At 57.9% G+C, this 24,604-nt stretch carries 25 protein-coding genes; 12 read left to right on the top strand and 13 right to left on the bottom strand.

Annotated features, from left to right (window positions below):
- Positions 1 to 143: 143 nt before the first annotated feature.
- Entirely contained in the window at positions 144 to 818 is a 675-nt protein-coding gene (locus ACT2B1_RS14550) for a DUF2161 domain-containing phosphodiesterase (RefSeq protein ID WP_171120233.1), read from the bottom strand.
- Positions 819 to 954: 136 nt separating this feature from the next.
- Here ACT2B1_RS14550 and ACT2B1_RS14555 point away from each other — a divergent pair, with 136 nt between their 5' ends.
- The 8 genes from ACT2B1_RS14555 to ACT2B1_RS14590 all read left to right on the top strand — a co-directional run bounded on the left by ACT2B1_RS14555 (position 955) and on the right by ACT2B1_RS14590 (position 8,173).
- Entirely contained in the window at positions 955 to 1,935 is a 981-nt protein-coding gene (locus ACT2B1_RS14555) for a TraB/GumN family protein (RefSeq protein WP_171120231.1), read from the top strand.
- Positions 1,936 to 2,035: 100 nt separating this feature from the next.
- Positions 2,036 to 2,956, top strand: a complete 921-nt coding sequence (locus tag ACT2B1_RS14560; RefSeq protein ID WP_481668003.1) for a manganese-dependent inorganic pyrophosphatase — start codon at positions 2,036 to 2,038, stop codon at positions 2,954 to 2,956.
- A gap of 131 nt (positions 2,957 to 3,087) precedes the next feature.
- The gene (locus tag ACT2B1_RS14565; RefSeq protein WP_171120228.1) at positions 3,088 to 4,164 is read left to right on the top strand and encodes a DUF389 domain-containing protein; all 1,077 of its coding nucleotides are present in this window, start codon (positions 3,088 to 3,090) and stop codon (positions 4,162 to 4,164) included.
- Between the two features lie 105 nt (positions 4,165 to 4,269).
- Complete coding sequence (locus tag ACT2B1_RS14570; protein ID WP_481668004.1) at positions 4,270 to 5,145, top strand: TIGR01459 family HAD-type hydrolase; 876 nt, start codon at positions 4,270 to 4,272, stop codon at positions 5,143 to 5,145.
- Between the two features lie 100 nt (positions 5,146 to 5,245).
- Positions 5,246 to 5,689 (top strand): MaoC family dehydratase, encoded by a 444-nt coding sequence (locus ACT2B1_RS14575; RefSeq protein ID WP_481668005.1) that lies wholly within the window; start codon positions 5,246 to 5,248, stop codon positions 5,687 to 5,689.
- Positions 5,690 to 5,736: 47 nt separating this feature from the next.
- Positions 5,737 to 6,669, top strand: coding sequence for a bifunctional riboflavin kinase/FAD synthetase (locus ACT2B1_RS14580; RefSeq protein ID WP_171239592.1), 933 nt, complete (start codon positions 5,737 to 5,739; stop codon positions 6,667 to 6,669).
- Positions 6,666 to 7,139 (top strand): YcgN family cysteine cluster protein, encoded by a 474-nt coding sequence (locus ACT2B1_RS14585; RefSeq protein ID WP_481668006.1) that lies wholly within the window; start codon positions 6,666 to 6,668, stop codon positions 7,137 to 7,139. The genes ACT2B1_RS14580 and ACT2B1_RS14585 overlap by 4 nt, the downstream gene beginning before the upstream one ends.
- The gene (locus ACT2B1_RS14590; RefSeq protein WP_171120219.1) at positions 7,139 to 8,173 is read left to right on the top strand and encodes a threonine aldolase family protein; all 1,035 of its coding nucleotides are present in this window, start codon (positions 7,139 to 7,141) and stop codon (positions 8,171 to 8,173) included. The genes ACT2B1_RS14585 and ACT2B1_RS14590 overlap by 1 nt, the downstream gene beginning before the upstream one ends.
- A 23-nt stretch (positions 8,174 to 8,196) precedes the next feature.
- On the opposite strand, the gene ACT2B1_RS14595 is transcribed toward ACT2B1_RS14590, so the two are convergent.
- Positions 8,197 to 9,018: an alpha/beta fold hydrolase gene (locus ACT2B1_RS14595; protein WP_481668007.1), complete on the bottom strand. Its 822-nt coding sequence runs from the start codon at positions 9,016 to 9,018 to the stop codon at positions 8,197 to 8,199.
- Positions 9,015 to 9,617 (bottom strand): 2-hydroxychromene-2-carboxylate isomerase, encoded by a 603-nt coding sequence (locus ACT2B1_RS14600; RefSeq protein WP_171212195.1) that lies wholly within the window; start codon positions 9,615 to 9,617, stop codon positions 9,015 to 9,017. Before ACT2B1_RS14600 ends, ACT2B1_RS14595 begins: the two co-directional genes overlap by 4 nt.
- Before the next feature lie 108 nt (positions 9,618 to 9,725).
- On the opposite strand from ACT2B1_RS14600, the gene ACT2B1_RS14605 reads away from it, so the two are divergent.
- Positions 9,726 to 10,745: a ribose-phosphate pyrophosphokinase gene (locus ACT2B1_RS14605; RefSeq protein WP_171120214.1), complete on the top strand. Its 1,020-nt coding sequence runs from the start codon at positions 9,726 to 9,728 to the stop codon at positions 10,743 to 10,745.
- A gap of 58 nt (positions 10,746 to 10,803) precedes the next feature.
- Positions 10,804 to 11,253, top strand: a complete 450-nt coding sequence (rpiB, locus tag ACT2B1_RS14610) for a ribose 5-phosphate isomerase B (protein WP_171239590.1) — start codon at positions 10,804 to 10,806, stop codon at positions 11,251 to 11,253.
- Between the two features lie 27 nt (positions 11,254 to 11,280).
- On the opposite strand, the gene ACT2B1_RS14615 is transcribed toward rpiB, so the two are convergent.
- The 7 genes from ACT2B1_RS14615 to ACT2B1_RS14645 form a co-directional block, all read right to left on the bottom strand.
- On the bottom strand, positions 11,281 to 11,631 hold the full coding sequence (locus ACT2B1_RS14615) for an H-type lectin domain-containing protein (protein WP_171120210.1): 351 nt from the start codon (positions 11,629 to 11,631) through the stop codon (positions 11,281 to 11,283).
- A gap of 127 nt (positions 11,632 to 11,758) precedes the next feature.
- The gene (locus ACT2B1_RS14620; RefSeq protein WP_171239588.1) at positions 11,759 to 12,169 is read right to left on the bottom strand and encodes a F0F1 ATP synthase subunit epsilon; all 411 of its coding nucleotides are present in this window, start codon (positions 12,167 to 12,169) and stop codon (positions 11,759 to 11,761) included.
- A 12-nt stretch (positions 12,170 to 12,181) separates the two neighbouring features.
- Positions 12,182 to 13,606 carry a F0F1 ATP synthase subunit beta gene (gene atpD / locus ACT2B1_RS14625; protein WP_481668008.1) on the bottom strand — a complete coding sequence of 475 codons (1,425 nt, stop codon included), beginning with the start codon at positions 13,604 to 13,606 and terminating at the stop codon, positions 12,182 to 12,184.
- A 20-nt stretch (positions 13,607 to 13,626) separates the two neighbouring features.
- The gene (locus tag ACT2B1_RS14630) at positions 13,627 to 14,505 is read right to left on the bottom strand and encodes a F0F1 ATP synthase subunit gamma (protein ID WP_171120204.1); all 879 of its coding nucleotides are present in this window, start codon (positions 14,503 to 14,505) and stop codon (positions 13,627 to 13,629) included.
- A gap of 12 nt (positions 14,506 to 14,517) precedes the next feature.
- The gene (atpA, locus tag ACT2B1_RS14635; RefSeq protein WP_481668009.1) at positions 14,518 to 16,056 is read right to left on the bottom strand and encodes a F0F1 ATP synthase subunit alpha; all 1,539 of its coding nucleotides are present in this window, start codon (positions 16,054 to 16,056) and stop codon (positions 14,518 to 14,520) included.
- Positions 16,057 to 16,617 (bottom strand): F0F1 ATP synthase subunit delta, encoded by a 561-nt coding sequence (locus ACT2B1_RS14640; RefSeq protein WP_171239587.1) that lies wholly within the window; start codon positions 16,615 to 16,617, stop codon positions 16,057 to 16,059.
- A 312-nt stretch (positions 16,618 to 16,929) separates the two neighbouring features.
- Complete coding sequence (locus tag ACT2B1_RS14645; protein ID WP_171120199.1) at positions 16,930 to 17,664, bottom strand: class I SAM-dependent methyltransferase; 735 nt, start codon at positions 17,662 to 17,664, stop codon at positions 16,930 to 16,932.
- Between the two features lie 62 nt (positions 17,665 to 17,726).
- On the opposite strand from ACT2B1_RS14645, the gene gloB reads away from it, so the two are divergent.
- The gene (gene gloB, locus ACT2B1_RS14650; RefSeq protein ID WP_171239586.1) at positions 17,727 to 18,494 is read left to right on the top strand and encodes a hydroxyacylglutathione hydrolase; all 768 of its coding nucleotides are present in this window, start codon (positions 17,727 to 17,729) and stop codon (positions 18,492 to 18,494) included.
- Between the two features lie 175 nt (positions 18,495 to 18,669).
- Complete coding sequence (gene clpA / locus ACT2B1_RS14655; protein ID WP_171120196.1) at positions 18,670 to 20,994, top strand: ATP-dependent Clp protease ATP-binding subunit ClpA; 2,325 nt, start codon at positions 18,670 to 18,672, stop codon at positions 20,992 to 20,994.
- Between the two features lie 73 nt (positions 20,995 to 21,067).
- On the opposite strand, the gene ACT2B1_RS14660 is transcribed toward clpA, so the two are convergent.
- From ACT2B1_RS14660 to ACT2B1_RS14670, 3 genes are read right to left on the bottom strand one after another with little or no spacing between them, the layout of a single operon-like run.
- The gene (locus ACT2B1_RS14660; RefSeq protein WP_171127021.1) at positions 21,068 to 21,673 is read right to left on the bottom strand and encodes a histidine phosphatase family protein; all 606 of its coding nucleotides are present in this window, start codon (positions 21,671 to 21,673) and stop codon (positions 21,068 to 21,070) included.
- Positions 21,673 to 23,352, bottom strand: a complete 1,680-nt coding sequence (locus ACT2B1_RS14665) for a peptidoglycan -binding protein (RefSeq protein WP_171239585.1) — start codon at positions 23,350 to 23,352, stop codon at positions 21,673 to 21,675. Before ACT2B1_RS14665 ends, ACT2B1_RS14660 begins: the two co-directional genes overlap by 1 nt.
- Positions 23,353 to 23,355: 3 nt before the next feature.
- Positions 23,356 to 24,537 carry a biopolymer transporter ExbB gene (locus ACT2B1_RS14670; RefSeq protein ID WP_171127019.1) on the bottom strand — a complete coding sequence of 394 codons (1,182 nt, stop codon included), beginning with the start codon at positions 24,535 to 24,537 and terminating at the stop codon, positions 23,356 to 23,358.
- Positions 24,538 to 24,604 lie beyond the last annotated feature (67 nt).

The raw sequence follows: 24,604 nt of genomic DNA on the forward strand, positions 1-24,604 counted from the left end.
CTCCTTGGGCTCAAAGTTGTTAATCCTCCCCTCGCCGGATGGCGGGGCGTTAGCACTCAGAGTATGCGAGTGATAACGACGCATAGCTAGGGAGTTCAAATCCCCGAGTCAACAAGCCGTGAAGGTTTTTTTGACGTGGGGTCCTATTCCGGCTGCTCCCAACTGTAAGCCCAGTGCTTCAGCCCTTCCTGCCCGGCTTCGGTCAGGCAATAGACGCCCTTTTCTACTTTGTCGAACCAGCCATAGTGATTGTCACGCATCAGGCGGGTGGCTTCAGAAACACCGGTGGCCTTGGCGACCTCGGCCCCCTTGGTGGCACCCTGTTCGGCAAGATGGGCAGCACATCTCAAAGCATCCTGACGGTAGGCAGTAACGATCCCATGCCGCGTGGCGCCCCCGGCGTTAGGGTCGCCTTCCAACCGATCAAATTCGCGCAACAACCGAGCAGCCTTGGCCTTGTTTTTGCGCGGAGCATAAGGGCCGGGGTCGCACTGAACCTCGACTGCACCATCCGCGCGGACAGTGATCAGGCCCAACCCCAAACGCCGGCACAGCGCAACATTGTCCTTCAAAGCACGTCGTGCTGTGCGCCCTGTCGGTTTGCTTACCCCGATATAGACCTGATCCGTTACTTTCAGCCGGGTGATGGCCTGATGGAACAACGCCAATGAAAAGCGCAGCTTCAACTCGACTATCACTGGCTCCTCGCTATCACGAACGGCTACGATATCAGCCGCGCCAACCTCACCTTTAACGGTATAGCCCTGACGCTCTAACAGCGTTTTGATGGGGGGATAGAGGTCCTGCTCGCGGTTCATCCTGCCATGCTAGGCGTTTTGCTGTGGAATGCCAGACACAGATCAGCCTTACCCGCATCCAAGTCGCTTGAACCGACACCTTGAGCAGGGCAAGGTCGCGACACATATAAGTACTTGGTTTAACGGGATGGTGCCGATGCGATTTCTTTTTGTCTTCCTCTTTTCGCTTTTGCCGCTGGCGGTTCATGCCGCCTGCGAAGGGCGGGATCTAAGGCCCGATATTTCGGCTGAGATGCAAGAGGAACTGCAGCAGGCCTTGAAAGATTTCCCATTTCCCGAAGGCAATCACTGGACGGCCACAAAGGGTGACACGGTTCTGCACCTGATTGGTACTGTGCACACCAACGATCCGCGTATGGATGCTGTGGTTGAAAGACTGGCCCCGACGCTCAGCCAAGCCGACGCGTTCTATTTCGAGGTGACAAAATCCGAAATGGACGCCTTCGAAAAGCAACTGGCGCAGGACCTCAGCCCGGTTCTGATCACGTCAGGACCCACTTTGATCGACATGGTGTCAGAAGAAGACTGGGCCGCGCTATCCAAGGGGCTGGCCGATCGCGGCATTCCCGGCTGGATGGGTGCGAAAATGCGCCCATGGTTCCTGAGCATGACCCTTGGCATCCCACCTTGCATGATTCAAGACCCGGAAGCCAATCACGGGATGGATGCACGCCTGACAGATCTGGCAGCCGAGCATAACATCCCGCAGCTCTCGCTTGAACGCATCGAAGACCTGATGGCGATGTTCGATGAATTCCCCATGGAACAGCAAGTGCAATCTTTGGTGCGCATGGCGGACGCGTTTGAAAGCAGCGAGGACCAGTTGGCCACCATGCTGAATGCCTATCTGGAAGAAAAACACGGCGAGATCATCCAGTTCGCCCGCCTTCAGGGGCTCGAATCTTCGGGTCTTTCAGAAGAAATCTTTGACGAGGAATGGGGCGGTTTCGAACAGCAGCTTCTGGTCGAACGCAACAACAACTGGATGCAGCATATTTTGGGGATTCAGGATCAGATGGCCGTGATCGCAGTCGGTGCTGGTCATCTGGGTGGAGAGCACGGCTTGCTTAACCAACTTGAGCAGGCCGGATACACACTGGAACGTGCCGCATTCTGAGGCAAAGATCACCCTTCGTCGCAGTTTACGCGAGGGCGGGTGACAAGCCCGCAGGACCGCCCTATAAGGCGCGCAAAATGACCATCCTCAGGATCCTGACATGACAACCCTCGTATTTGGACACAAATCCCCCGACACCGATTCCACCGGCTCTCCGATCCTGTGGTCGTGGTACCTGAACGAAGTGAAAGGCGAACAGGCCGAGCCCGTTCTGCTGGGCGAACCCAACACCGAGGCCGCCTTTATGCTGCAACGCTGGGACCTGCCCAAGCCGCGCATCATCGCGGACGTGGACGCAGACGCGCCTGTTGTCATCGTTGACACCAACAACACTGCCGAGCTGCCCGCCAGCGTCAACAGCGCCGATATCCGCGCCATCATCGACCACCACAAGCTGGTCGGTGGTCTGGAAACCAAAGGCCCCATCGACATCACCGTGCGCCCGCTGGCCTGCACCGCGACCATCATGGTTGACCTGATGGGTGACGACGCTGCCAAAATGCCCGACGCCGTAAAAGGCGCGGCGCTGACCTGCATCTTGTCGGATACGTTGGAGTTCCGCTCGCCCACCACCACCGCGCATGACCGCGCCGTGGCCGAGAAACTGGCGGCTGAGCTGGGTCTGGACGTTTCGGCCTATGCCGCTGACATGTTCGCAGCGAAGTCGGACGTGTCTTCGTTCTCGGACGCTGAACTGATCCGCATGGACAGCAAGGAATATGAGGTAGACGGCACCAAGTTCCGCGTCTCGGTTCTGGAAACCACCGCTCCGGGCGTTGTGCTGGATCGTAAAGACAGCCTGGCCGCGTCGATGGTTGATGTTGCCAAGGAAGACGGCGTCGATCAGGTTCTGCTATTCGTGGTCGACATCCTGAACGAAGAGGCCACCCTGCTGGTCCCCAACGATCTGGTCAAATCCGTCGCCGAGAAAAGCTTTGGCGCAAGCGTCGATGGCGATGCGGTCGTTCTGCCCGGCATCATGAGCCGCAAAAAACAGATCATCCCGAACCTTAAGGTCTGATCTGCCAACCCTGCGATTGAAAAGGCGCCCCCTCAGGGCGCCTTTATTGTTTGCGCCTAAAGATTTGCGAGATCCGTTTCCGTTGGTAATCTGTTCCAAGATAACTTGGGAACACGGGCCAAACCAATCACATGAGCATGCTCAGCTATAGCACGACGCGGGATATCCTGCGGTTTGAAGGCAAGGATCAAGCTGCTTATTGGCGGCGCTTTGCCATGCTGCTGACCTTGTCGGTGATCATCGCCACAATGGGTATGCTGCGCAATTCCGGCGCAGTTGTAATCGCTGCAATGCTGGTTGCCCCCCTGATGACGCCGATCCTCGGAATCGCCGCAGCCATGGTCATGGGGTGGCTAAAGCGGGCGCTGTTTCTGGCCTTGACCGTCTGTACCGCAGCGTTCCTGAGCGTTCTGCTGGCATGGTTCCTGGTCTACGTCGCGGACGTACCTCGGGGCATATTGATCCCCGATCAGGTGCTGGCGCGCACTGACCCGGGCACCGAAGACCTGATCGTCGCGCTGGCCGCCGGCGTGGCGGCAGCATATGTGCAGATCAACAGGTCAGAGGCCAGCTTGCTGCCCGGTGCCGCGATTGGTGTGTCGCTTGTGCCACCGCTATCGGCTTCGGGTGTATTGTTGTATTTCGGCGAACCCGCTGACGCCTATGAAGCCGGGTTGCTGTTTGCGACGAACCTTGGGGCAATTATCCTGTCCGCCTGCGCTGTCTATATAGTCTATGCTGCGCGGTCGGTGATGTTTAGCAAGGGCAAACGCAAACTCAGCTTTACAGCCAGCGTTTTCGTTACCCTTGCGTTTCTGGCTGTCGTGGTCCTGCAATTGGGGAAATCCACGTACAACCGGTACCTTGAAACCAGAACCGAGGCTCGCGTCGCTCAGGCGATCCGCGATTGGGCTGACCCGGTTTCGGTCGAGATCATCCGCATCGACGTCAGCGCCAAGCGCAAACACGCAGACCTGTGGCTGATCGTCGACCTGCCCATCGAAGCAGCCTTCAAGGTGTCCTCGATCGCGGGGCTACTGCCTGACAGCCTACGAGAAACTCCGCTAGTGGACGTATTGGAGGATGAGCTGGGCCCTGGCTACCTGATTGTCGTAAGGTTCCAGAACAGAATTGGTGCGCAACTCATCCTGGGGACCGAGAATGTCCAGCAGGCCCCGGACGTGGACAAGCTGTCAGAAGAAAACTGATAAGCACCCACACAAACGTCAGGAAATTGCATTGCGGGATGGTCAAAGCGCATCAGCTTTGCCATAGCTGACGCAAATGCGATATCTGTGCCCGGGGGCGATCAAATGACCCAGATCATTCATACACTTTCTGACATTTCTGACCGATACAAAGCCCTGTTCGTGGACCTGTGGGGCTGCGTCCATAACGGCATCACCGCCTACCCCGAGGCAGTCGCGGCTTTGCAAGACTACCGCGCCAAGGGTGGAGTTGTTGTTTTGGTCACCAACTCCCCTAAACCCCGCGCGGGGGTGGCAGAGCAACTCGTGCAGTTCAACGTCCCCGAAGACGCCTATGACACAATTGCCAGCAGCGGCAATTCTGCCCGTTCAGCCATGTTCCAGGGCGCTGTCGGTGAGAAAGTTTACTTTATGGGGGAATGGGAGCGGGATGCAGGTTTTTTCGAGCCGCTGAAGCTTTTGCATCATCCCATCCAGATTGAGCGGGTTCCCCTAAGCGAAGCCCAAGGGATCGTCTGTTGCGGTCCATTCGACCCAATGGCGGACCCGTCCGTGAACCGCGCAGAATTTCTTTATGCCAAGCAAAAAGGCATGAAGCTGCTTTGCGCCAACCCAGACATCGTTGTTGATCGCGGTGAGGTACGAGAATGGTGCGCCGGCGCTTTGGCCAAGCTTTATACGGATATGGGGGGCGAAAGCCTGTATTTCGGCAAACCGCACCCGCCAATCTATGATCTGGCACGTCGCAGGTTACAAGAACTGGGTCACGACTTCCCTGATGGCGATCTTTTGGTGATCGGTGACGGGCCACATACTGACATTCTGGGCGGAATGGGCGAAGGGATTGATTCTCTGTTCATCTCGGGCGGGCTGGCCGCCGCTGAAACCAAAACGTCGCACCATCCCCACCATGAATCCCTAACCGATTATATTACAAGGGAAAACATCAATCCAACCTACACAATCGGCCGATTGCGCTGATCAGAAAGGGCTTGATTTTCTGCGCTTGCGAAGTAATAAAGTTGCCCAATATGGGCGACTTTAGTTTTTTTGTTGCCCAATCGAATCGAGTGAGGGCGACATGTTGGACAATCTTCCACGCGGCACGATCTGTATTGAAGACATCGAAATGGGCATGACCCGTCACCTGCGCAAAGTGGTGACAAACGAAGATATCGAGATGTTCGCGCAGGTTTCGACCGACCGGAACCCGGTGCATCTGGATGACGACTACGCCCGCGACACGATTTTCGAAGGGCGCATAGCTCACGGGATGTTGACTGCTGGGTTGATCTCGGCCGTGATTGGTGAGCAATTGCCCGGCCATGGCACCGTTTACATGGGGCAGTCGCTGAAGTTCCTTGCACCCGTCCGTCCCGGCGACATGGTTTATGCCGAAGTCAAAGTGATCGACATCGACTTTGCCAAGCGTCGGGTCAAGCTAGATTGCCACTGCGCGGTTGACGGCAAAAAGGTGGTTGTTGGCGAAGCCATGGTTTTGGCACCGTCGCGCAAGTTCGACTGACCTCTCAACCTCTTGAACACCGGCTGTAGTCCCGTTAGGCAGTCGCTATGCGCATCATCCGGGATTTTCAGTTTGTCGAGCCTCAAGACCGTGGCGCCAGCGTAGCCATCGGCAATTTTGACGGCGTTCACATCGGTCACCAGTCGGTTATTGAACTGGCGCGGAACGCCGCGCCAGATGCATCGCTTGGCGTGATGACATTTGAACCGCATCCCCGCGAATACTTCGCCCCGGATTCTCCGCCCTTTCGCCTGATGCGAGGCAATGCACGTGCGCACCGGTTGCAGAAACTGGGCGTGAAGAAATTGTACGAACTCCCCTTCAACGCTGCGCTGGCCGGGCTAACGCCCGAGCAGTTCGCGCGCTCGGTGATTTGTGAGGGGCTTGGGCTATCGCATGTGGTTGTTGGGTCGGATTTCTGTTTCGGCAAGGGGCGAAGCGGGACGGCAGAAGATCTGGTGCGTTTTGGAAATGAGATGGGGTTTGGTGTGATAATCGCGCCGTTAATGGAGCGGTCCGAAAACATCGTGTCCTCGACCGCGATCCGCACCGCGTTGACCGAAGGCAGACCGCGTGATGCCGCCACGATGCTGGGCCACTGGCACCGGATTGAGGGCAAGGTGATCGGTGGCGAACAGCGCGGGCGTGAACTGGGCTATCCCACCGCCAACATGTCGATTGAGGGGCTGCATCCTCCGAAATTTGGGGTTTACGCCGTGCTGGTCGATGTTCTGGATGGCCCGCATCAGGGCAGCTATCACGGAGCGGCCTCGGTGGGCACGCGCCCGATGTTCAACGGCGAAGTCCCGAATATCGAGACATTCTTATTCGATTTCTCGGGCGATCTTTATGGTGCCACTCTCTCGGTTGGCTTGGTCGAATACCTGCGCCCCGAGATGACCTTTGACGGACTGGAAGGGCTGATCACCCAGATGGATACCGATTGCGACACGGCCCGCACGCTGCTGGCGGCGCTATGACCACCGACCCGATTGACCGCAATGGTCTGGCCACCCGGTTCTGGGAACGCAAACCGCTGACCAAGATGAACCAGCGCGAGTGGGAGGCGCTGTGTGATGGTTGCGGCAAGTGTTGCCTGAACAAGCTAGAGGATGAAGATACTGGCGAGGTCGGCCTGACCTGCGTTGCCTGCCGCCTGCTGGACGATGAGACCTGCCGCTGCACGCAATATGACATCCGCCACCAATTTGTGCCGGAATGCATCGTTATGAAGCCCGACAATATCGACAGCCATGCCTATTGGCTGCCCCAGACTTGTGCCTATCGGCTGCTGTGGGAGGGTAAGCCCCTTTACGACTGGCACCCTTTGATATCTGGTACGCCCGACAGCGTACATTCCGCCGGGATCTCAGTTCAGGGGCGCACGGTGTCCGAGTTCGAAACCCCCATGGAAGAGTGGGAAGATTATATCATCGAGGAGCCTAGCTGATGTATTTCGCCTCTGACAATTCCGGGCCGGTACACCCGCAGGTCATGGCCGCCTTGAACGCGGCCAACGAAGGCTATCAGATGGCGTATGGCGCCGACACGCTTATGAACGAGGTGCGCGATCGTATTCGCGGCATCTTTGAAGCTCCGGGGGCGGCGGTCTATCTGGTGGCAACCGGCACAGCAGCGAACTCGCTAGCACTGGCAACGCTTTCCAACCCTTGGGATACCGTATTCTGTTCTCCGGTTGCGCATATCCACGAAGATGAGTGCAACGCGCCCGAATTCTACTCTGGCGCAAAACTGACGCTTGTCCCGGGCAGCGACAAGATGGACCCCGATGCGTTGCGTGGCGCAATTCTGGCAGAGGAAACCCGCGGCGTACACGGCCCCCAACGTGGACCGGTGTCCATCACACAAGTGACCGAGCGCGGGTCGGTGTATTCGTTGGGTGAATTGCAGGCATTGTGCGGCGTGGCAAAAGAATACGGCCTGCCCGTGCACCTTGACGGCGCGCGTTTCACCAACGCTCTGGTCGCGCTGAACTGTTCCCCAGCTGAGATGACATGGAAATCAGGGGTGGATGTCGTCAGTTTTGGCGGCACCAAAAACGGCCTGATGGGCGTTGAAGCCGTTGTATTCTTTGACGAAACAAAGGCTTGGGAATTTGAACTACGGCGCAAACGCGGGGCGCACCTGTTTTCCAAGCACCGTTACCTATCGGCGCAAATGGCGGCTTACCTTCAGGACGATCTGTGGCTGACAATGGCGCGCCAGGCCAACGCCAACTGCGCACGGCTTGCGGACGGGCTGCGCGCGAAAGGGGCCTCGTTTCTGCACGAACCGCAAGCCAATATGATCTTCGCCGAGTTTTCGCGCGCGCGTCACAGGCAGTTGCACGATGCTGGCGCGGTCTATCACCTGTGGGGCGCGGACCTTGATGGAGCAGACGAGGAAGAACCCCTCGCCTGCAGGCTCGTTTGCGACTGGTCAATAAGTTCGGATGATATCGACCGCTTTCTCGCTTTGCTCTGAAAACTCTCAGAGCAAACGCCAGCTTATTCAGATGACCCGGTGGTTTTCCAGAAATTCTGCACAAGCTTTGCGGTAGCTGCGGGATGGGAAATCGGCAGCATGTGCCCGGCTCCTTCGACGACATCGTAAGACGCGTTGGGCAGACGGTTCTGTAACCCCTTACCGATCACTGGCATGACGGGGTTCGATTTTGTGCCACTCAGAATCAAAATGGGCACGGTTGCACGATCTAGAACACCAGGCTTCAAAAAGCCCTTTTGGTCGTCAAACACCGCCTCTTTCACGGCAGGCACAACGGGCACGCCCCGTATCATCGCAGCGCGGGTCTTTTCCTGCATTTCTGTCCATCGTGGGCTGACATCCGCGCTCCACATCCTGTTGAACAGACGAGCGGCCAACTGCATATCCCCAGCGGCCATGGCATCGGCATAAGGCTGCGCCTCTTGATCGTGGCGTGCAAGAACGTCAGGCGCATCCTGCGCTGCCACGGCAAAGAAAACCGGTTCCATCAACACGGCACTGCGGACGCGGTCCGGGTATTCCAGGGCAAGCCGCAGCGCGACCATCGCACCGAAGGAATGGCCAATTACATCCATCGGCTCGGCCAACAGATCGGCAGAGAAACCGGCCGTGAGATCAAAGAAATCCCCCTGCCCGTCCCAATCCGGGCTGTACCCATGCGAAAGCATGTCCGGAGCGGTCAAAGTGGCCTGGTCACCCAGCGCTGAAGCCAGACCGGCCCACACGCCAGAATGCGCGATTGTGCAATGAAGGGCGAGCACTTTGCGCGCGCCCTGTCCAAGTGTTCTGACGAAAACTGGGGACGTGCTTTCTGCGTCCTTCACCCCTTCATCTCCGACAGGTGCCGATCCAGATCGTCCAGTCGATCCTGACCCCAGAACCGTTGGCCGTCTTCAGTTATATAAAACGGGGCACCAAACACACCGCGGTCGACGGCTTCTTCCAGATTCGCGGAATAGGTCTCGGCCCCAACCAGCAGGCCGCTGTCGGCTAGCCCCGGATCAAACCCGGCTTGCGTCAGGCAATCGCGGATCACATCATCCTGCGCGATGTCTTTTTCCTCGGCCCAGCACGCGCGAACGAAGGAATGAACCAGCTTTCCAATATCCCCTGATCCATCCTTGATTGCAGCGATTACCGCATAGGACGATGGCGCGGCGTTGGTTGGCCAATGTGCGGGTTGCAGGTTGAAGTCCATACCCAGGTTTTTAGCCGTTCGTTGCAGATCCTGCGCCCGGTACTCGATGCGCGAGATATGCCGATCCTTTGGGGGTGTTCCCCCCGTGCGGCCGAAAAGGGCCATAATATCCAGCGGTTTGTAGTTGATTGTCGCGCCGTGTTTCGCCGCCACCTCTTCCAACCGGGTTCCAGCCAGATAGGTAAAGGGCGAGAGTGTCGCAAAATAGTAGTCAATGGTGGCCATGTTCACTTTCTCCGCTGCGTTATCTTTGCGAGACGGTAAGGCCATGATAAGCGGTGTCAACATCACGAATCTGTCACATTGCTATTGCTGCCCGGGGAAAAACAGCCGATGCCGACACTCAACGAACCCAAGCTGATTGCTGGGAACGCCAACCTTCCTCTTGCCGAAACCATCTCGCGACGCATGAGCCTGTATCGCGGCGTCGATCAGGGTTTGGTCGATGCGCGCGTCGAACGGTTCAACGACGGCGAGATTTTCGTCGAAGTTTTCGAAAACGTGCGGGGCGAGGACATGTTCATCGTCCAGCCAACCTCGAACCCGGCAAACGACAACTTGATGGAGCTGCTGATCATCGCCGACGCGCTGCGCCGTTCGTCCGCGCAACGGATCACCGCCGTGATCCCTTATTTCGGCTACGCTCGTCAGGACCGCCGCACCAAAGCCCGCACGCCGATTTCCGCCAAGCTGGTCGCCAATATGCTGACCGGTGCCGGGATCGAACGCGTTTTGACCATGGATCTGCACGCCGCGCAGATTCAGGGGTTCTTTGATATTCCGGTGGACAACCTTTATGCCTCGCCGATCTTTGCGCTGGACGTGAAAAACCAGTTCAAGGACAATCTGGACGAGATCATGGTGGTTTCACCCGACGTAGGCGGCGTTGCACGCGCGCGAGAACTGGCCAAGCGCATCAATGCACCCCTGTCGATCGTGGATAAACGCCGCGAGAAGGCTGGTGAAGTGGCCGAGATGACGGTGATCGGCGACGTAAAAGACAAGATCTGCCTGATCGTAGACGATATGTGCGACACGGCGGGAACGTTGTGTAAGGCGGCGCAGGTGCTGCTGGATAACGGCGCCAAAGAAGTTCATTCCTACATCACACACGGCGTCATGAGCGGCCCCGCAGTCGAGCGCGTTACCAATTCGGTGATGAAATCACTGGTGCTGACAGACACGATCCAGCCCACCAAAGAGGTCGCCAAGGCCAAGAACATCCGCATCGTGCCGACCGCGCCGATCTTTACACAGGCGATCCTGAACATCTGGAATGGCACAAGCGTGTCGTCCCTGTTCGAGGATAAGACCCTGACCCCGATCTACGAATCCATGTACCATATGGACTGATCTGAACGGGCGGCCCACCAGCCGCCCTTTTTCGTGACCACCAAGTCAGGAGCTTCCCGTGACAGCCCCCAAACGTATTGTTCTTTCCAGTGACCACGCCGCAATCGAACTGCGCCAAGCGGTAGGCGACCACATCTCCGCCCAAGGCTGGGAGGTCATGGATATCGGCCCGACCTCGCCGGAAAGCACCCACTATCCTCTGCATGGCAAGGCCGCCGCTCAGGCCGTTGCCTCGGGCGATTGTGCGCTTGGGATCATTTTGTGCGGCACCGGTCAAGGGATCATGATGGCCGCCAACAAGGTGCCCGGCATCCGCTGTGGTGTTTGTTCCGATGCGTTCTCGGCGCGGATGATCCGTCAGCACAATAACGCCAATATGCTGTCCATCGGCGCACGTGTCGTTGGCGAAGGTCAGGCGCTGGACATCGTGGACGCTTTTCTGAACGCCGAATTCGAAGGCGGCCGCCACGCTACCCGCGTGGACATGATCGAACACCAGGACGAGTAAATACGGCCAAAACTCTTGATCAGTGGCTTATGAGATATCCCAATCATCGTCATGGGCCACCTCACCAATCGCAGTCCATTTAACGCGAATTCGGGCGATGCGCGTGTCTGACCACGTACGGAACACAGCATTGAATCCAGTGGCCGTGACATCTTCGGCCACGACTTCTGCACGCAACGGCGCGGATGTGTCTACATCCCAAAGCGAAATGTTGACCTGAACGACAGGTACAGAGCGGAACGGCTGGCTGAACGAAACAGCCGAGCGCCTTTCCCGCGCGCCCTCGCCTGTCCACATATCCCCGCCGTTCGAAAAGTCAGAAAACAAGACTGTTTCGCCTTGGTCGATACCAATCGGGTGTGTTTGAAAAACCTTCATTTATGTCTTCGATTTTTGTTCTTTACCAAATATTCCGACAGCTTATTCGGAGGCATTGTCAAAATCACGACAAAAAAACGGCCCCGCTTTTGCAGGGCCGTCTTACTATCCGGGTATGATATGAACCTTACAGGCTCATATGTGTCCCAAGTGCTTCCATGTCAGCCAGCAGCTTGGCTGCATCGTCAACGATCGACTGATCCTCACCGGCCTTGGCAGCCTCGTGCGAAGCACGGGCCTCGGCGATCAGGTCATCCAGGTGCGACCGAGTCACTTCCGCAACCGGAATGGCCTTTTCTGCCAGAACCGACATGCCATCGCCGTTGATCTGGGCAAACCCGCCAGTGACCAGGTACTCGCTGGCTCCGGCAGGTGCCTCAACCTTCAGCAGACCGGGGCGCAGCGTGGTGATGGTGGGGGCATGATCGGGCATCGCCGTCATGTCCCCGTCCGCGCCGGGTAGCTGGACCGCGGTGGCCTCAAGCGAAGCAAGGCTCCGCTCGGGGCTGACGAGGTCGAATTGCATCGTGTTTGCCATCAGGGATACTCCTTAGGCGGCTTCTGCGGCCATCTTTTCCGCTTTGGCGATCACTTCGTCGATGCCGCCGACCATCAGGAAGGCCGCTTCGGGCAGGTGATCGTATTCGCCAGCCACAACGGCTTTGAACGAAGAGATGGTGACATCCAGAGGGACCTGAACACCCGGCGAACCGGTGAAGACTTCGGCCACGTCGAACGGCTGCGACAGGAAGCGTTCAATCTTACGGGCACGGGCCACGGTCAGTTTGTCTTCTTCCGACAGTTCGTCCATGCCGAGGATGGCGATGATGTCCTGCAGCGACTTGTAGCGCTGGAGGATCTGCTGAACGTCGGTCGCAACCGCGTAGTGCTCTTCACCCACAATCGCGGGGTCCAGCAGACGCGAGGACGAGTCGAGCGGGTCAACAGCCGGGTAGATACCCTTTTCCGAGATCGCACGGTTAAGAACGGTTGTTGCGTCCAAGTGGGCAAACGAGGTTGCCGGCGCGGGGTCGGTAAGGTCGTCCGCAGGCACGTAGATCGCCTGCACCGAGGTGATCGAGCCCGACTTAGTCGAGGTGATGCGTTCCTGCAGGGCGCCCATGTCAGTGGCCAGTGTCGGCTGGTAGCCCACAGCCGAAGGAATACGACCCAGCAGAGCCGAAACCTCGGAACCCGCCTGCGTGAAGCGGAAGATGTTGTCGACGAAGAACAGAACGTCGGTACCGGACTGGTCGCGGAACTGCTCGGCCAGGGTCAGACCAGTCAGAGCAACACGCGCACGCGCTCCCGGAGGTTCGTTCATCTGACCGTAAACCAGGGCCACCTGCAATTCCGACAGGTTGTCGGGCTTGATGACGTTCAATTCGATCATCTCGTGGTACAGGTCGTTCCCTTCACGGGTCCGTTCACCAACACCCGCGAACACCGAGAAGCCCGAGTGCACTTTTGCGATGTTGTTGATCAGCTCCATGATCAGAACGGTTTTACCAACGCCGGCGCCGCCGAACAGGCCGATTTTACCGCCTTTGGCGTAGGGGGCCAGCAGGTCAACAACCTTGATGCCGGTCACCAGGATTTCCAACTCGGTCGACTGCTCCGCGAACTCAGGCGCGGGCTGGTGGATTGCGCGGGTTTCCGACGCAACAACGTCGCCTTTTTCGTCGATCGGCTCGCCGACCACGTTCAGGATGCGGCCCAGGGTGGCGTTGCCAACCGGAACCGAGATCGGTGCGCCGGTGTCGGTCACAACCTCGCCACGGACCAGACCTTCGGTCGCGTCCATCGCGATGGTGCGGACGGTGTTTTCACCCAGGTGCTGAGCAACTTCCAACACCAGGCGCTTGCCGTTGTTGGTGGTTTCCAGCGCGTTCAGAATTTCAGGCAGCTGATCTTCGAAGTGCACGTCGACGACGGCCCCGATGATCTGTGTGACTTTGCCTTTTGCATTCGCCATGTTTCGTCTCCGGTATGTCTCTACAGCGCTTCGGCGCCGGAAATAATTTCAATCAGCTCGTTGGTGATCACGGCCTGACGCGAGCGGTTGAACTGGATCGTCAGCTTGTCGATCATCTCACCCGCGTTGCGAGTCGCGTTGTCCATCGCGGACATCCGTGCACCCTGTTCAGATGCTCCGTTTTCGAGCAGAGCCGAGAAGATTGCGGTCGCAACCCCCTTGGGCAACAGGTCGGCCAGAATGGCTTCTTCGCTGGGCTCGTAATCGAAAATGGCACCGCTGTCGTCACCCGCTGCGTCGTCCTCAAACGAAGCAGGAATGATTTGCTGTGCCGTCGGGATCTGGGTCACGACGTTGACGAACTTCGAGTAGAAGATCGTGGCAACATCGAACTCAGCCCCGTCAAAGCGAGACAGAATGTCCTTCGCGATGTCCTGCGCGTTGGTGTACCCAATGCGCTTGACCTCGCTCAGGTCGACATGTCCAACGAACAGATCGCCCAAATCGCGCTTGAGCGCGTCGCGGCCTTTCTTGCCGACGGTCAGAACCTTGACCGTCTTGCCCTTGCCGCGCAGCTCTTCCGCCTTTTGGCGGGCCAGCTTGGCGATGTTCGAGTTGAAGCCGCCGCAAAGGCCGCGTTCAGCTGTCATCACAACCAGCAGATGCACATCATCACTGCCCGTACCACGGAGCAGCTTGGGGGCGCTGTCGCTGCCCCCGACCGAAGCTGCCAGCCCCGCCATCACGGCATTGAACCGCTCGGCATAGGGACGCGAGGCTTCGGCAGATTCCTGGGCGCGGCGCAGTTTTGCTGCCGCGACCATCTGCATGGCCTTGGTGATCTTGCGGGTCGATTTGACCGACTCGATCCTGTTTTTAAGGTCCTTCAGACTAGGCATCGGAACCCCCCGTTACGCGAAGGTCGCGGCGTATTCGTCGATCGCTGCCTTGATCTTGTCGGACGCGTCACCTTTGATCTTCGGATCTTCGTCGGTGATCCACTTCAGCAGGTCGGCGTGCTTGCCGCGCAGGTGCGCCAGCAGACCGGCCTCATAGCGGCCAACGTCCGAGACGTCGATCTTGTCGAGGTAACCGTTGGTGCCCGCAAAGATAACGCAAACGATTTCCGCGTTGGTCAGCGGCGAGTACTGCGGCTGTTTCATCAGCTCGGTCAGACGCGCACCACGGTTCAGCAGCTGCTGGGTCGCCGCGTCAAGGTCGGAACCAAATTGCGCAAACGCAGCCATTTCGCGGTACTGAGCCAGCTCCAGCTTAACCGGACCGGCAACCGACTTCATCGCGTCAGTCTGAGCCGACGAGCCCACACGCGAAACCGACAGACCGGTGTTCACAGCAGGACGGATGCCCTGATAGAACAGTTCGGTTTCCAGGAAGATCTGGCCATCGGTGATCGAGATCACGTTGGTCGGAATAAAGGCGGAAACGTCACCACCTTGCGTTTCGATCACCGGCAGAGCGGTCAGCGAGCCTGCACCGAAATCTTCGTTCAGCTTGGCCGAACGCTCCAGCAGGCGCGAGTGGAGGTAGAAAACGTCACCAGGATAAGCTTCACGTCCGGGCGGACGGCGCAGCAGCAGCGACATCTGACGATAAGACACAGCCTGTTTGGACAGGTCATCATAGATGATCAGCGCATGGCGGCCATTGTCACGGAAGAATTCAGCCATCGCGGTCGCGGCGTAAGGTGCCAGGAACTGCATCGGTGCCGGGTCAGACGCGGTCGCGGCCACAACGATCGAGTACTCAATCGCGCCGGACTCTTCCAGTTTCTTCACCAGCTGTGCAACGGTCGAACGCTTCTGACCAACAGCCACGTAGATGCAGTACAGTTTCTTCAACTCGTCGTCGCCTGCTGCGTCGTTATAGACTTTCTGGTTCAGGATGGTGTCCAGAGCCACGGCGGTCTTACCGGTCTGACGGTCACCAATGATCAGCTCACGCTGGCCACGGCCAATCGGGATCATCGCGTCAACCGATTTCAGGCCGGTTGCCATCGGCTCGTGCACCGATTTACGCGGGATGATGCCGGGGGCCTTGACGTCCGCAACACCACGCTTCGACGCGTTGATCGGGCCTTTACCGTCCAGCGGGTTGCCCAGACCGTCAACAACGCGGCCCAGCAGCTCGTCACCAATCGGAACGTCCACGATCGAGTTGGTGCGCTTAACAGTGTCACCTTCTTTGATGTCACGGTCAGAACCGAAGATAACGACACCGACGTTGTCGCTTTCCAGGTTCAGGGCCATGCCCATGATGCCACCGGGGAATTCGACCATCTCACCGGCTTGCACATTGTCCAGGCCGTATACGCGGGCGATACCGTCGCCGACGCTCAGCACGCGGCCGATTTCGGCTACTTCGGCTTCCTGACCAAAATTCTTGATCTGGTCCTTCAGAATTGCAGAAATCTCTGCAGCTTGGATTCCCATTTATCCGACCTCTTTCATTGCATTCTGTAGGGAGTTCAGCTTCGAACGGATCGAACTGTCGATCATCTTCGAGCCGACTTTAACGACAAGACCGCCGATGAGGCTTTCATCAACGGTCGCATTGATTGTCACGGTTTTGCCCACACGCTCGGACAGCGTTTTGGACAGTTTATCGATTTGCGTCTTAGTCAACGCCTTGGCCGAGGCGACATCGGCGGTCACTTCGCCGCGCTCTTCGGCCAGCATGTCGCGCAGAACCTGAATCAGTTGCGGTGCAACAAACAGGCGGCGTTTCTGCGCCATCAGACCCAGCGTATTACGCAGGATGGCATTCAGACCCATTTTATCGGCAATTGCAGTAATGGCGCCTTCCTGTTCGGCGCGCGAAACCAGAGGCGAGGCAATCAGGTCGCGCAGTTCGGCGCTGTCGCCCAAAGCTGCTGCCAAATCGTTGATTCCGGTTTCCAGACCTGCAAGGTCCTTGTTCTCTTTCGCGATCTCGAAAATCGCCGTGGCATAGCGTTCAGCTATGCCAGTGGAAATCGAAGCTGGTTCGGACACGTCCACCCTTCCGAATATTAGGCCCCGAAAAACCGCGCGCGCAGCCATCCCGGGGGCGTGAAGAAACCCCGCCCTTACGGCCGGGGATCAAAATCACCGGGGATGTAGCAGAGCCGAACCCAGCTAGCAATACGTTATAATCCCCTCCGCGTTATCCACAAAATACGCCATTTCAAGCACTTACGGTGGGTGCGACCCTTTTTTCCTGCTGGAGGGCGCGAAAAATGTTACCAAACTGTAAGTTTTTGCGATTCCTGCGGCCTTTTTGCCGCAATTTCTACGCCCGACGCGGCGTAAAACGCCTGGCTTGGCCTAGGCCGGTTTCAGCAGACCATCAAGCGCCTTGATCGGACGCCGTTCGGCGTCTTTCGTAACGCTGCCGCTGGGCGGTCGGATATGCTTGGTCACTTCGACCATTAACACCCCACCCGCCATGATCGTCGGCAGACGTTGTCCGGTTTTTTCGATCAAGCTTCCGGATTTCAGCCAAAATCGACGGAACGATGGCGGCAGATACAAAGCCGAGCAGTGGTTTTCCGGAATAAAGTGATGGGACTTGAGCTGGCTCTCAAGCTGCGACGCCGAATAAGGGCGGCCAAATCCAAAAGGCGTGCGATCTGTCCGCGACCATAGCCCCGCCCGGTTGGGCACAATAAAGAATGCCCGACCTCCGGGTCCCAAGACACGCCAGCATTCGTCCAACAATTCGCTGGGGCGCTGTGATGTCTCAAGACCGTGCATGACGACCAGCTTGTCGACATGACCCGTTTCAATCGGCCACAGTGTCTCTTCCGTCAGGACGGACACGTTGGGCATCCCCGCAGGCCAGGGCATCACGCCCTGAGGGCCCGGCATCAAACCGATCACACGCCGCGCCTCAGTCAGATAGGGTCGCAGCAGCGGGACGGCAAAGCCGAAGCCGACCACTGTTTGCCCTTTGGCTTCGGGCCATAATTCCGTCAAACGCCCGCGTATCGCAGCCTGCGCCGCACGACCCAGGGTGCTGCGGTAGTAAAAGTTCCTCAGATCCTGCACATCAAGATGCATTGCGGACACCCGGTCAATCGGCTTAGCTTCGGCGCAGTCTAGCAACGAAAGGGCAAAAGGCCATGCCTCTTGAGATCGTCACCATCCCATGCCTAAGCGATAACTACGCTTTTTTGGCCCATGACGCAGAAAGCGGCAACACCGCATTGATCGACGCGCCAGAGGCCGGCCCCATTCTGGCCGAACTGGAAAACCGGGGATGGACGCTTAGTCATGTATTGTTAACCCACCATCATTTCGACCACGTGGACGGCCTGCCCGCCATTCTCGAGAAACACCCGGCCAAGGTGATCGGCGCTGCCGCCGACGCACATCGCCTGCCACCGCTGGATCAACAGGTTGCCGAGGGCGACCAGTTCGAGATTGGTGGAGAGCCCGTGCAGGTCATGGATGTCTCGGGCCATACAGTCGGGCATATCGCATTCTACATGCCACAGAGCTCTGTCGTTTTCACCGCCGATAGCCTGATGGCCCTTGGCTGCGGACGCCTGTTTGAAGGCACCGCGCCGCAAATGTGGGCCTCGCTGTCGAAACTGGCCGCCCTGCCCGATGACACGTTGGTATGCTCGGGTCACGAATACACGCAGTCCAACGGGAAATTCGCGTTAACTGTCGATCCTGATAACACGGCCCTGCTGGAGCGTGTCGCAGATATCGCACGCGCCCGCGCCGCTAATGAGCCTACAGTGCCGTCCTCATTGGCGCTGGAAAAGGCCACAAATCCGTTCCTTCGCGCCACAGATCCGGCGATTCAGGCGCATCTTGGGATGGAAAATGCCGATCCTGCTGCAGTTTTCGCAGAAATCCGGGCTAGAAAAGATCGCTTTTAGTGCTTATTTCGCGCTCTTCACGGCCACGGTCACAATAAATGTGACTGTCAAGTGAAAGAAAACCCTTGAAGCCGGGCCGCGATCAACCAAACTCTAATAGTATGAGGACATGGTTGGGATGGGGATCCGGCCTAAAGCCCGCGCCCCTTCCGACCCAAGACAGAGGAGCACCCGCGTGCCTTCATTCTCGAGCACATTAGAACAAGCCATTCACGCGGCCTTGGCTGCTGCGAACGAACGGCGACATGAATTTGCAACGCTGGAGCATCTGTTGCTGGCGCTGTTGGAAGAACCTGATGCCATCCGCGTCATGAAAGCCTGCAGTGTTGATCTGGATGAACTGCGAAGCACTCTGGTCGAATTCATCGACGAAGACCTGTCGAACCTTGTCACGGATATTGACGGATCCGAAGCTGTTCCAACGGCGGCCTTCCAGCGTGTCATCCAACGCGCCGCGATCCACGTGCAAAGCTCGGGCCGGACCGAAGTGACCGGTGCCAACGTGTTGGTTGCGATCTTTGCTGAACGCGAAAGCAACGCAGCCTACTTCCTGCAAGAACAGGACATGACCCGCTATGACGCGGTGAATTTCATCGCGCATGGTGTTGCCAAAGACCCCGCCTATGGCGAGAACCGGTCGGTTTCAGGCGCGGATCAGGTCGAAGAAGAAGTTCAATCCACTGCGGGCGAAGGCGAGCAGAAAGAAAGCGCGCTTGGAAAATACTGCGTCGATCTGAACGTCAAGTCCCGTGCCGGGGATGTCGATCCGCTGATTGGACGTTCTGATGAGGTTGAGCGCTGCATTCAGGTGCTTTGCCGCCGCCGAAAGAACAATCCGCTGCTGGTGGGGGATCCCGGTGTTGGCAAAACCGCCATTGCCGAAGGTCTGGCCCATAAAATCGTCGCGGGTGAAGCCCCCGATGTGCTGTCCGAGACCACGATTTATTCGCTCGACATGGGCGCATTGCTGGCGGGCACCCGCTATCGCGGTGATTTCGAAGAGCGGTTGAAAGCGGTTGTGACCGAACTGGAAGAGCATCCCGACGCCGTGCTGTTCATTGACGAAATTCACACGGTGATCGGTGCAGGTGCCACGTCTGGTGGCGCTATGGATGCGTCGAACCTGCTGAAACCCGCGCTGCAGGGCGGCAAGCTGCGTACCATGGGTTCGACCACATACAAGGAGTTCCGCCAGCACTTTGAAAAAGACCGTGCGCTCAGCCGTAGGTTCCAGAAGATCGATGTGAACGAGCCTTCGGTCGAGGACAGCGTGAAAATCCTGCGCGGTCTCAAGCCCTATTTTGAAGAGCATCACGCCATCAAATATACCGCGGACGCAATCAAAACGGCGGTGGAATTGTCGGCAAGGTACATCAACGACCGAAAACTGCCCGACAAGGCGATTGACGTGATTGATGAGGCGGGTGCCGCACAGCATCTGGTGGCCGAAAGTAAGCGCCGTAAGACGATCGGCGTCAAGGAAATCGAGGCTGTCGTCGCCAAGATTGCCCGCATCCCGCCCAAGAACGTCACCAAAGATGATGCCGAAGTTCTGAAAGACCTTGAGACATCGTTGAAACGGGTGGTGTTCGGACAGGATGACGCCATCGTGGCGCTTTCTAGCGCGATCAAACTGGCGCGGGCTGGCCTGCGTGAGCCTGAGAAACCCATCGGCAACTACCTATTCGCCGGTCCGACCGGTGTGGGTAAAACCGAGGTGGCGAAACAACTGGCGGATACGCTGGGCGTGGAACTGCTGCGCTTTGACATGTCGGAATACATGGAGAAACACGCGGTATCCCGTCTTATTGGCGCGCCTCCGGGCTATGTTGGGTTTGATCAGGGTGGCCTGCTGACCGATGGCGTTGATCAACATCCACATTGCGTGCTGCTGCTGGACGAGATCGAGAAAGCGCACCCGGACGTGTTCAACATCCTGTTGCAGGTGATGGACCACGGTGAGTTGACAGATCACAACGGCCGCACGGTGAATTTCCGCAACGTGGTGCTGATCATGACCTCGAACGCGGGTGCACAGGAACAGGCCAAGGCCGCAATCGGCTTTGGGCGGGACCGCCGCGAAGGTGAAGACACCGCCGCGATCGAGCGGACCTTCACGCCTGAGTTCCGCAACCGACTGGACGCTGTGATCTCATTCGCACCGCTGCCGAAAGAGGTCATTCTGCAGGTTGTCGAGAAATTCGTCCTGCAGCTTGAGGCCCAGTTGCTGGATCGCAACGTGACCATCGACCTGACACCCAAAGCGGCCGAATGGCTGGCCGACAAGGGTTATGACGACAAGATGGGTGCGCGTCCACTGGGCCGGGTCATTCAGGAGCACATCAAGAAACCGCTGGCCGAGGAGTTGCTATTCGGCAAACTGGCCAAGGGCGGTGTGGTCCGTGTCTCGGTCAAGAAGGGTGATCTGAACCTGGAAATTCTCGGCCCCGATCAGCCGCGTATTCCGGGCGACAAGCCGCCATTGCTAACAGCGGACTGAGAATTCCACTAACACTGACACAAAGCCCGCCATCTTCTGATTGGCGGGCTTTTTCTAACCTGTGGCAGAACGATTAAAGCCCTGACAACGTCTCCATTGGTTGCCAACCTTGCAGCGGTTTCATTTGATCAAGACTGAACTGAAACCAATTTCCGCCTCCGTTCGGGCCCTGATCATAGCGGCGGTCAATCGGCAGACAGGACAAGGCGCAGTAAAGCAAAGTTCCCACACCTCCGTGACCAACAAACAGAATGTCGCCGCCATCGCCGCTGGGCAAACACGCCTTCACCGCGTTCAATATTCGCGCCTGCGCATCAATGGCCCGTTCCCATCCCCGTACTGAACACTCTGGCTGCGCAAAGAACTGATCAGCGACGTCTTCGAATACGTCAGGGGGCAGAAAACCCGTGCTTGAACGGTCATTCTCATGCATCTCGGGGTTCAACTCGACCCCAATCCCCAGCGCGTCAGCGAAGGGCTGGGCCGTTTCCAAGGCCTTGACCTCCAGACTGCTGACAATACGCGTGGTATGTTTCAATGCTCCTAGGTTCTCGGCCAAGTGCATTACCCGAATTTTGCCTGTTTCGTTTAACGACCAGCGTGTCACGTCGACTGCAGGATCAATCGAAACCTGAGGATGTGTCAGGTATCGGGCGACGCGCCCCTTGGACAGGTCCATTACCGCTCGGTCAGCTTCAATTCGATTCGACGGTTCTGAGCGCGGGCATCTGGCGTGTCGGCGGGGTTGACGGGTTGGAATTCTCCGAAACCGTTGGCTGCCAGCCGTTCGGGCGGGATGCCTAGCGCGTCCACCATGTAACGCACCACCGACAGGGCCCGTCCCTGACTCAATTCCCAGTTATCGCGGTAACGCCCTGTCCCAGCCAGCGGTACGTTGTCCGTGTGGCCATCGACCCTGATAACCCAGTTCAAGCCGTCTGGAATCTCTGCCGCTACGGTTCGCAGAATACTTGCAACTTTGGCGACTTCTAACTGCCCTTCCCCGGACAGAACGGCCGAACCTGTGTCGAAAAGAACCTCGGACGAAAATACGAACCGGTCACCTTCAATCCGAACACCTTCCTGATCACCCAAAACATCACGCAACCGACCAAAGAATTCTGAGCGGTAGCGTTGCAGGTCCTCTGCTTGGGCCACCAGTTCCTCGTTCTGACCTGACAATGCCTCAGCTTCGGCTTCCAAACGGGCGCGTTCGGCTTCCTCGAGCAAGCGGCGACGGCGTTCTTCTGACGCAGCGCGCGCGAGGGCCGCATTCAAATCCTGACCCAGCGACTGGATTTGGATATCCGCAGCCGCATTGCGCTCTTCATAGTCGTCAAGCAAAGCCTGCAGCCCGCCCAATTGCTGTCGCAGAGCGGCCATTTGCTGATTTAACAAGGCCGCCTCACGCTGCGCTTTTTCGGAAATCGTCTGCTCAACCGAAAGGGTGTCGCGCGCGACCGCAAGCAGGGCTGCGCGTTCTTCGGCCAGCGTCCGCTGCGCCTGAGCCTCATCCTGCGCTTCGACCTGCGCGGCAAGCGCAGCCTCTAGCCGGGCCTGAAGGTCTTGCGCGCTCAACTCTCCGAACTGCCGCTCCAATTCAGCCTTTGCAGCTTGCGCCGCCGCCAAAAGGGTCAGAGTGTCCTCAGCCTCTTTGCGCTGCGCCTCAAGGGCCAGCGTCATAGCCGTTAATTCGGCGTCGGCGTCTTGCAACCTGTTGCGCAGGTTTTCGGCAGCGGCGGCTTCGGCCAGTCTTGCAGCTTCTTCGGCGCTCAGTTGGTCCTCAAGTTCCGTGATAAGCGCCGACTGTGCAGTCTCGGTTTGCTCAAGATCAGCGATCAGCGCTTCAAGAGCCTCACGCCGGGCAGCGGCAAGGCGCGCGGCCTCGGTCTGTTCGTCAATCTCGGCGCGGCTTTGGGCAAGCGCCAGATTCAACGCGTCTTGCTCGGTCAACAGTTCATCGCGCTCTGCCTCAAGCCCCGCAATGGCGCCTTCCGCCCGCTCTTGTTCCGCCAATAGCGCGGTGACCTGATCCTCGAAGTCCGTTAGGCGAATTTGGGCTTGAACAAGTTCAGTTTCGACCTGCGTTAAAGTTGAATTCAAAACCCCTAGTCTTGCTTGCAAACGGCTGTTTTCACGCTCTTCCAAACCCAAAGCTCCGGCGAGCGCAGCGATTTCATCAGACAGCGCCGTCAGTTCATCCTCTTGCCCCGAGATCGTTTCGCGCAAGACAAACTGTACGACCATAAAAATGGTCAGCACGAATGTGAGAACCATCAACAACCCGGTGATCGCGTCCACAAATCCGGGCCAGACCGACCCCTGGAACCGTTGACCAGTGCGACGGGACAGCGCCATGGCTTACTCTCCTTCCGGAGCGGTACGCACGGCGCCTCGGGGAAGTGTGAGCGCCTTGACCAGCAACTCGATATCTTTGCGCAATTCGCTCATGCTTTCCTGACGGCCTGCCGAAATCTCTTCGAGTATCCGCAGCAGTTGCACGTCCATCGACCGCAGGCGCATCCGGCTTTCGGCATCGATACCGTCGCCTGTCCCCTGCTCGCGCATATGATCCAGCAAGGCATCCTGTCCCAGCGCAACACGTTCCAGCGCAGCCGTGACTCCTTCGCTTTCGGATTGCCTTTGATTCATGTCGCCAATCACGTCGACCAGTTGGCCCAGCTTGGCCGACAACTCCACACGGTCGCGCTCCTGCGCTGAAAATAGGTCCTGCAGCGCGTTCATCTGTTCCGACATCGTATCCAGAACCGGGGTCAGGACCGCCAGCTCGGCGCTGCTGCCTTCATCCCCTGCGGCAAATCCAACGCGTGTGATCGAGGACAGCCATTCTTCCAGTTCGCGATAGAACCGGTTTTGTCCGTGCCCCGCAAAAAGCTCTAGCAGACCCACGATCAGCGATCCGGCCAGCCCCAAAAGCGAGGATCCGAACGCAACGCCCATGCCCTGCAACTGCGATTCCAGCCCGACCATGAGGCGGTTGAAAACGGCAAGACCTTCTTCGCCTTCCTGCGGATTAAGGCTGCGGATCGTGTCGACAATGGCTGGAACCGTGGTGGCCAATCCAAAGAAAGTCCCCAGAAGGCCCAGATAAATCAGCACGTTGGTGATGTAGCGCGTGATCTCGCGCTCTTCTTCCACCCGTTCGGCCACCGAATCCAGAATGGACCGTGTCGAACTGGAACTGATCTGAGACCGCGCACCGCGTTCGCGCAGCAGCGACGCCAAGGGGGCCAAAAGCTGCGGGGTGCGGGCATCTTCGCGGACAACACCGCCGACAAACGCCTCAATCCACCGGACCGAGCCAATCAATTGGGTTACCTGATAAAAACAGGCAAAGACGCCGACCACAAAGACCAGCAGGATGAACCCGTTCAGGTAAGGGTTTGCGTAAAAGACCGGCAGGACATATGGCGTCGCCATGAAGACGCCCAACCCCGCCAAACCAATCGCGACCAGCATCGTTACGATCTGGCGAATGGGTTGCGAGAAATGCGGTCTCGCGCCCTGATGTGCCTGCGCCATGCGCGTGGTTCCCGGTTTTTTTCCTGCTCTGCGCTGAATCTAGCGAAATTCCGCCGGTTACGCCAAG

The organism is Ruegeria sp. S263 (genome assembly GCF_056780525.1).

Bases quoted from the DNA above. Each gene is read 5' to 3' on its own strand.
- ACT2B1_RS14570 (WP_481668004.1), top strand. From the start codon at position 4,270: ATGACCCAGATCATTCATACACTTTCTGACATTTCTGACCGATACAAA.
- atpA (WP_481668009.1), bottom strand. From the start codon at position 16,056: ATGGGAATCCAAGCTGCAGAGATTTCTGCAATTCTGAAGGACCAGATC.
- atpD (WP_481668008.1), bottom strand. From the start codon at position 13,606: ATGGCGAATGCAAAAGGCAAAGTCACACAGATCATCGGGGCCGTCGTC.
- ACT2B1_RS14555 (WP_171120231.1), top strand. From the start codon at position 955: ATGCGATTTCTTTTTGTCTTCCTCTTTTCGCTTTTGCCGCTGGCGGTT.
- ACT2B1_RS14605 (WP_171120214.1), top strand. From the start codon at position 9,726: ATGCCGACACTCAACGAACCCAAGCTGATTGCTGGGAACGCCAACCTT.
- ACT2B1_RS14590 (WP_171120219.1), top strand. From the start codon at position 7,139: ATGTATTTCGCCTCTGACAATTCCGGGCCGGTACACCCGCAGGTCATG.
- ACT2B1_RS14665 (WP_171239585.1), bottom strand. From the start codon at position 23,352: ATGGCGCTGTCCCGTCGCACTGGTCAACGGTTCCAGGGGTCGGTCTGG.
- ACT2B1_RS14580 (WP_171239592.1), top strand. From the start codon at position 5,737: ATGCGCATCATCCGGGATTTTCAGTTTGTCGAGCCTCAAGACCGTGGC.
- gloB (WP_171239586.1), top strand. From the start codon at position 17,727: ATGCCTCTTGAGATCGTCACCATCCCATGCCTAAGCGATAACTACGCT.
- ACT2B1_RS14550 (WP_171120233.1), bottom strand. From the start codon at position 818: ATGAACCGCGAGCAGGACCTCTATCCCCCCATCAAAACGCTGTTAGAG.
- ACT2B1_RS14660 (WP_171127021.1), bottom strand. From the start codon at position 21,673: ATGGACCTGTCCAAGGGGCGCGTCGCCCGATACCTGACACATCCTCAG.
- ACT2B1_RS14565 (WP_171120228.1), top strand. From the start codon at position 3,088: ATGAGCATGCTCAGCTATAGCACGACGCGGGATATCCTGCGGTTTGAA.
- ACT2B1_RS14560 (WP_481668003.1), top strand. From the start codon at position 2,036: ATGACAACCCTCGTATTTGGACACAAATCCCCCGACACCGATTCCACC.
- ACT2B1_RS14645 (WP_171120199.1), bottom strand. From the start codon at position 17,664: ATGCATCTTGATGTGCAGGATCTGAGGAACTTTTACTACCGCAGCACC.
- ACT2B1_RS14585 (WP_481668006.1), top strand. From the start codon at position 6,666: ATGACCACCGACCCGATTGACCGCAATGGTCTGGCCACCCGGTTCTGG.
- ACT2B1_RS14630 (WP_171120204.1), bottom strand. From the start codon at position 14,505: ATGCCTAGTCTGAAGGACCTTAAAAACAGGATCGAGTCGGTCAAATCG.
- ACT2B1_RS14575 (WP_481668005.1), top strand. From the start codon at position 5,246: ATGTTGGACAATCTTCCACGCGGCACGATCTGTATTGAAGACATCGAA.
- ACT2B1_RS14620 (WP_171239588.1), bottom strand. From the start codon at position 12,169: ATGGCAAACACGATGCAATTCGACCTCGTCAGCCCCGAGCGGAGCCTT.
- ACT2B1_RS14615 (WP_171120210.1), bottom strand. From the start codon at position 11,631: ATGAAGGTTTTTCAAACACACCCGATTGGTATCGACCAAGGCGAAACA.
- ACT2B1_RS14670 (WP_171127019.1), bottom strand. From the start codon at position 24,537: ATGGCGCAGGCACATCAGGGCGCGAGACCGCATTTCTCGCAACCCATT.
- ACT2B1_RS14600 (WP_171212195.1), bottom strand. From the start codon at position 9,617: ATGGCCACCATTGACTACTATTTTGCGACACTCTCGCCCTTTACCTAT.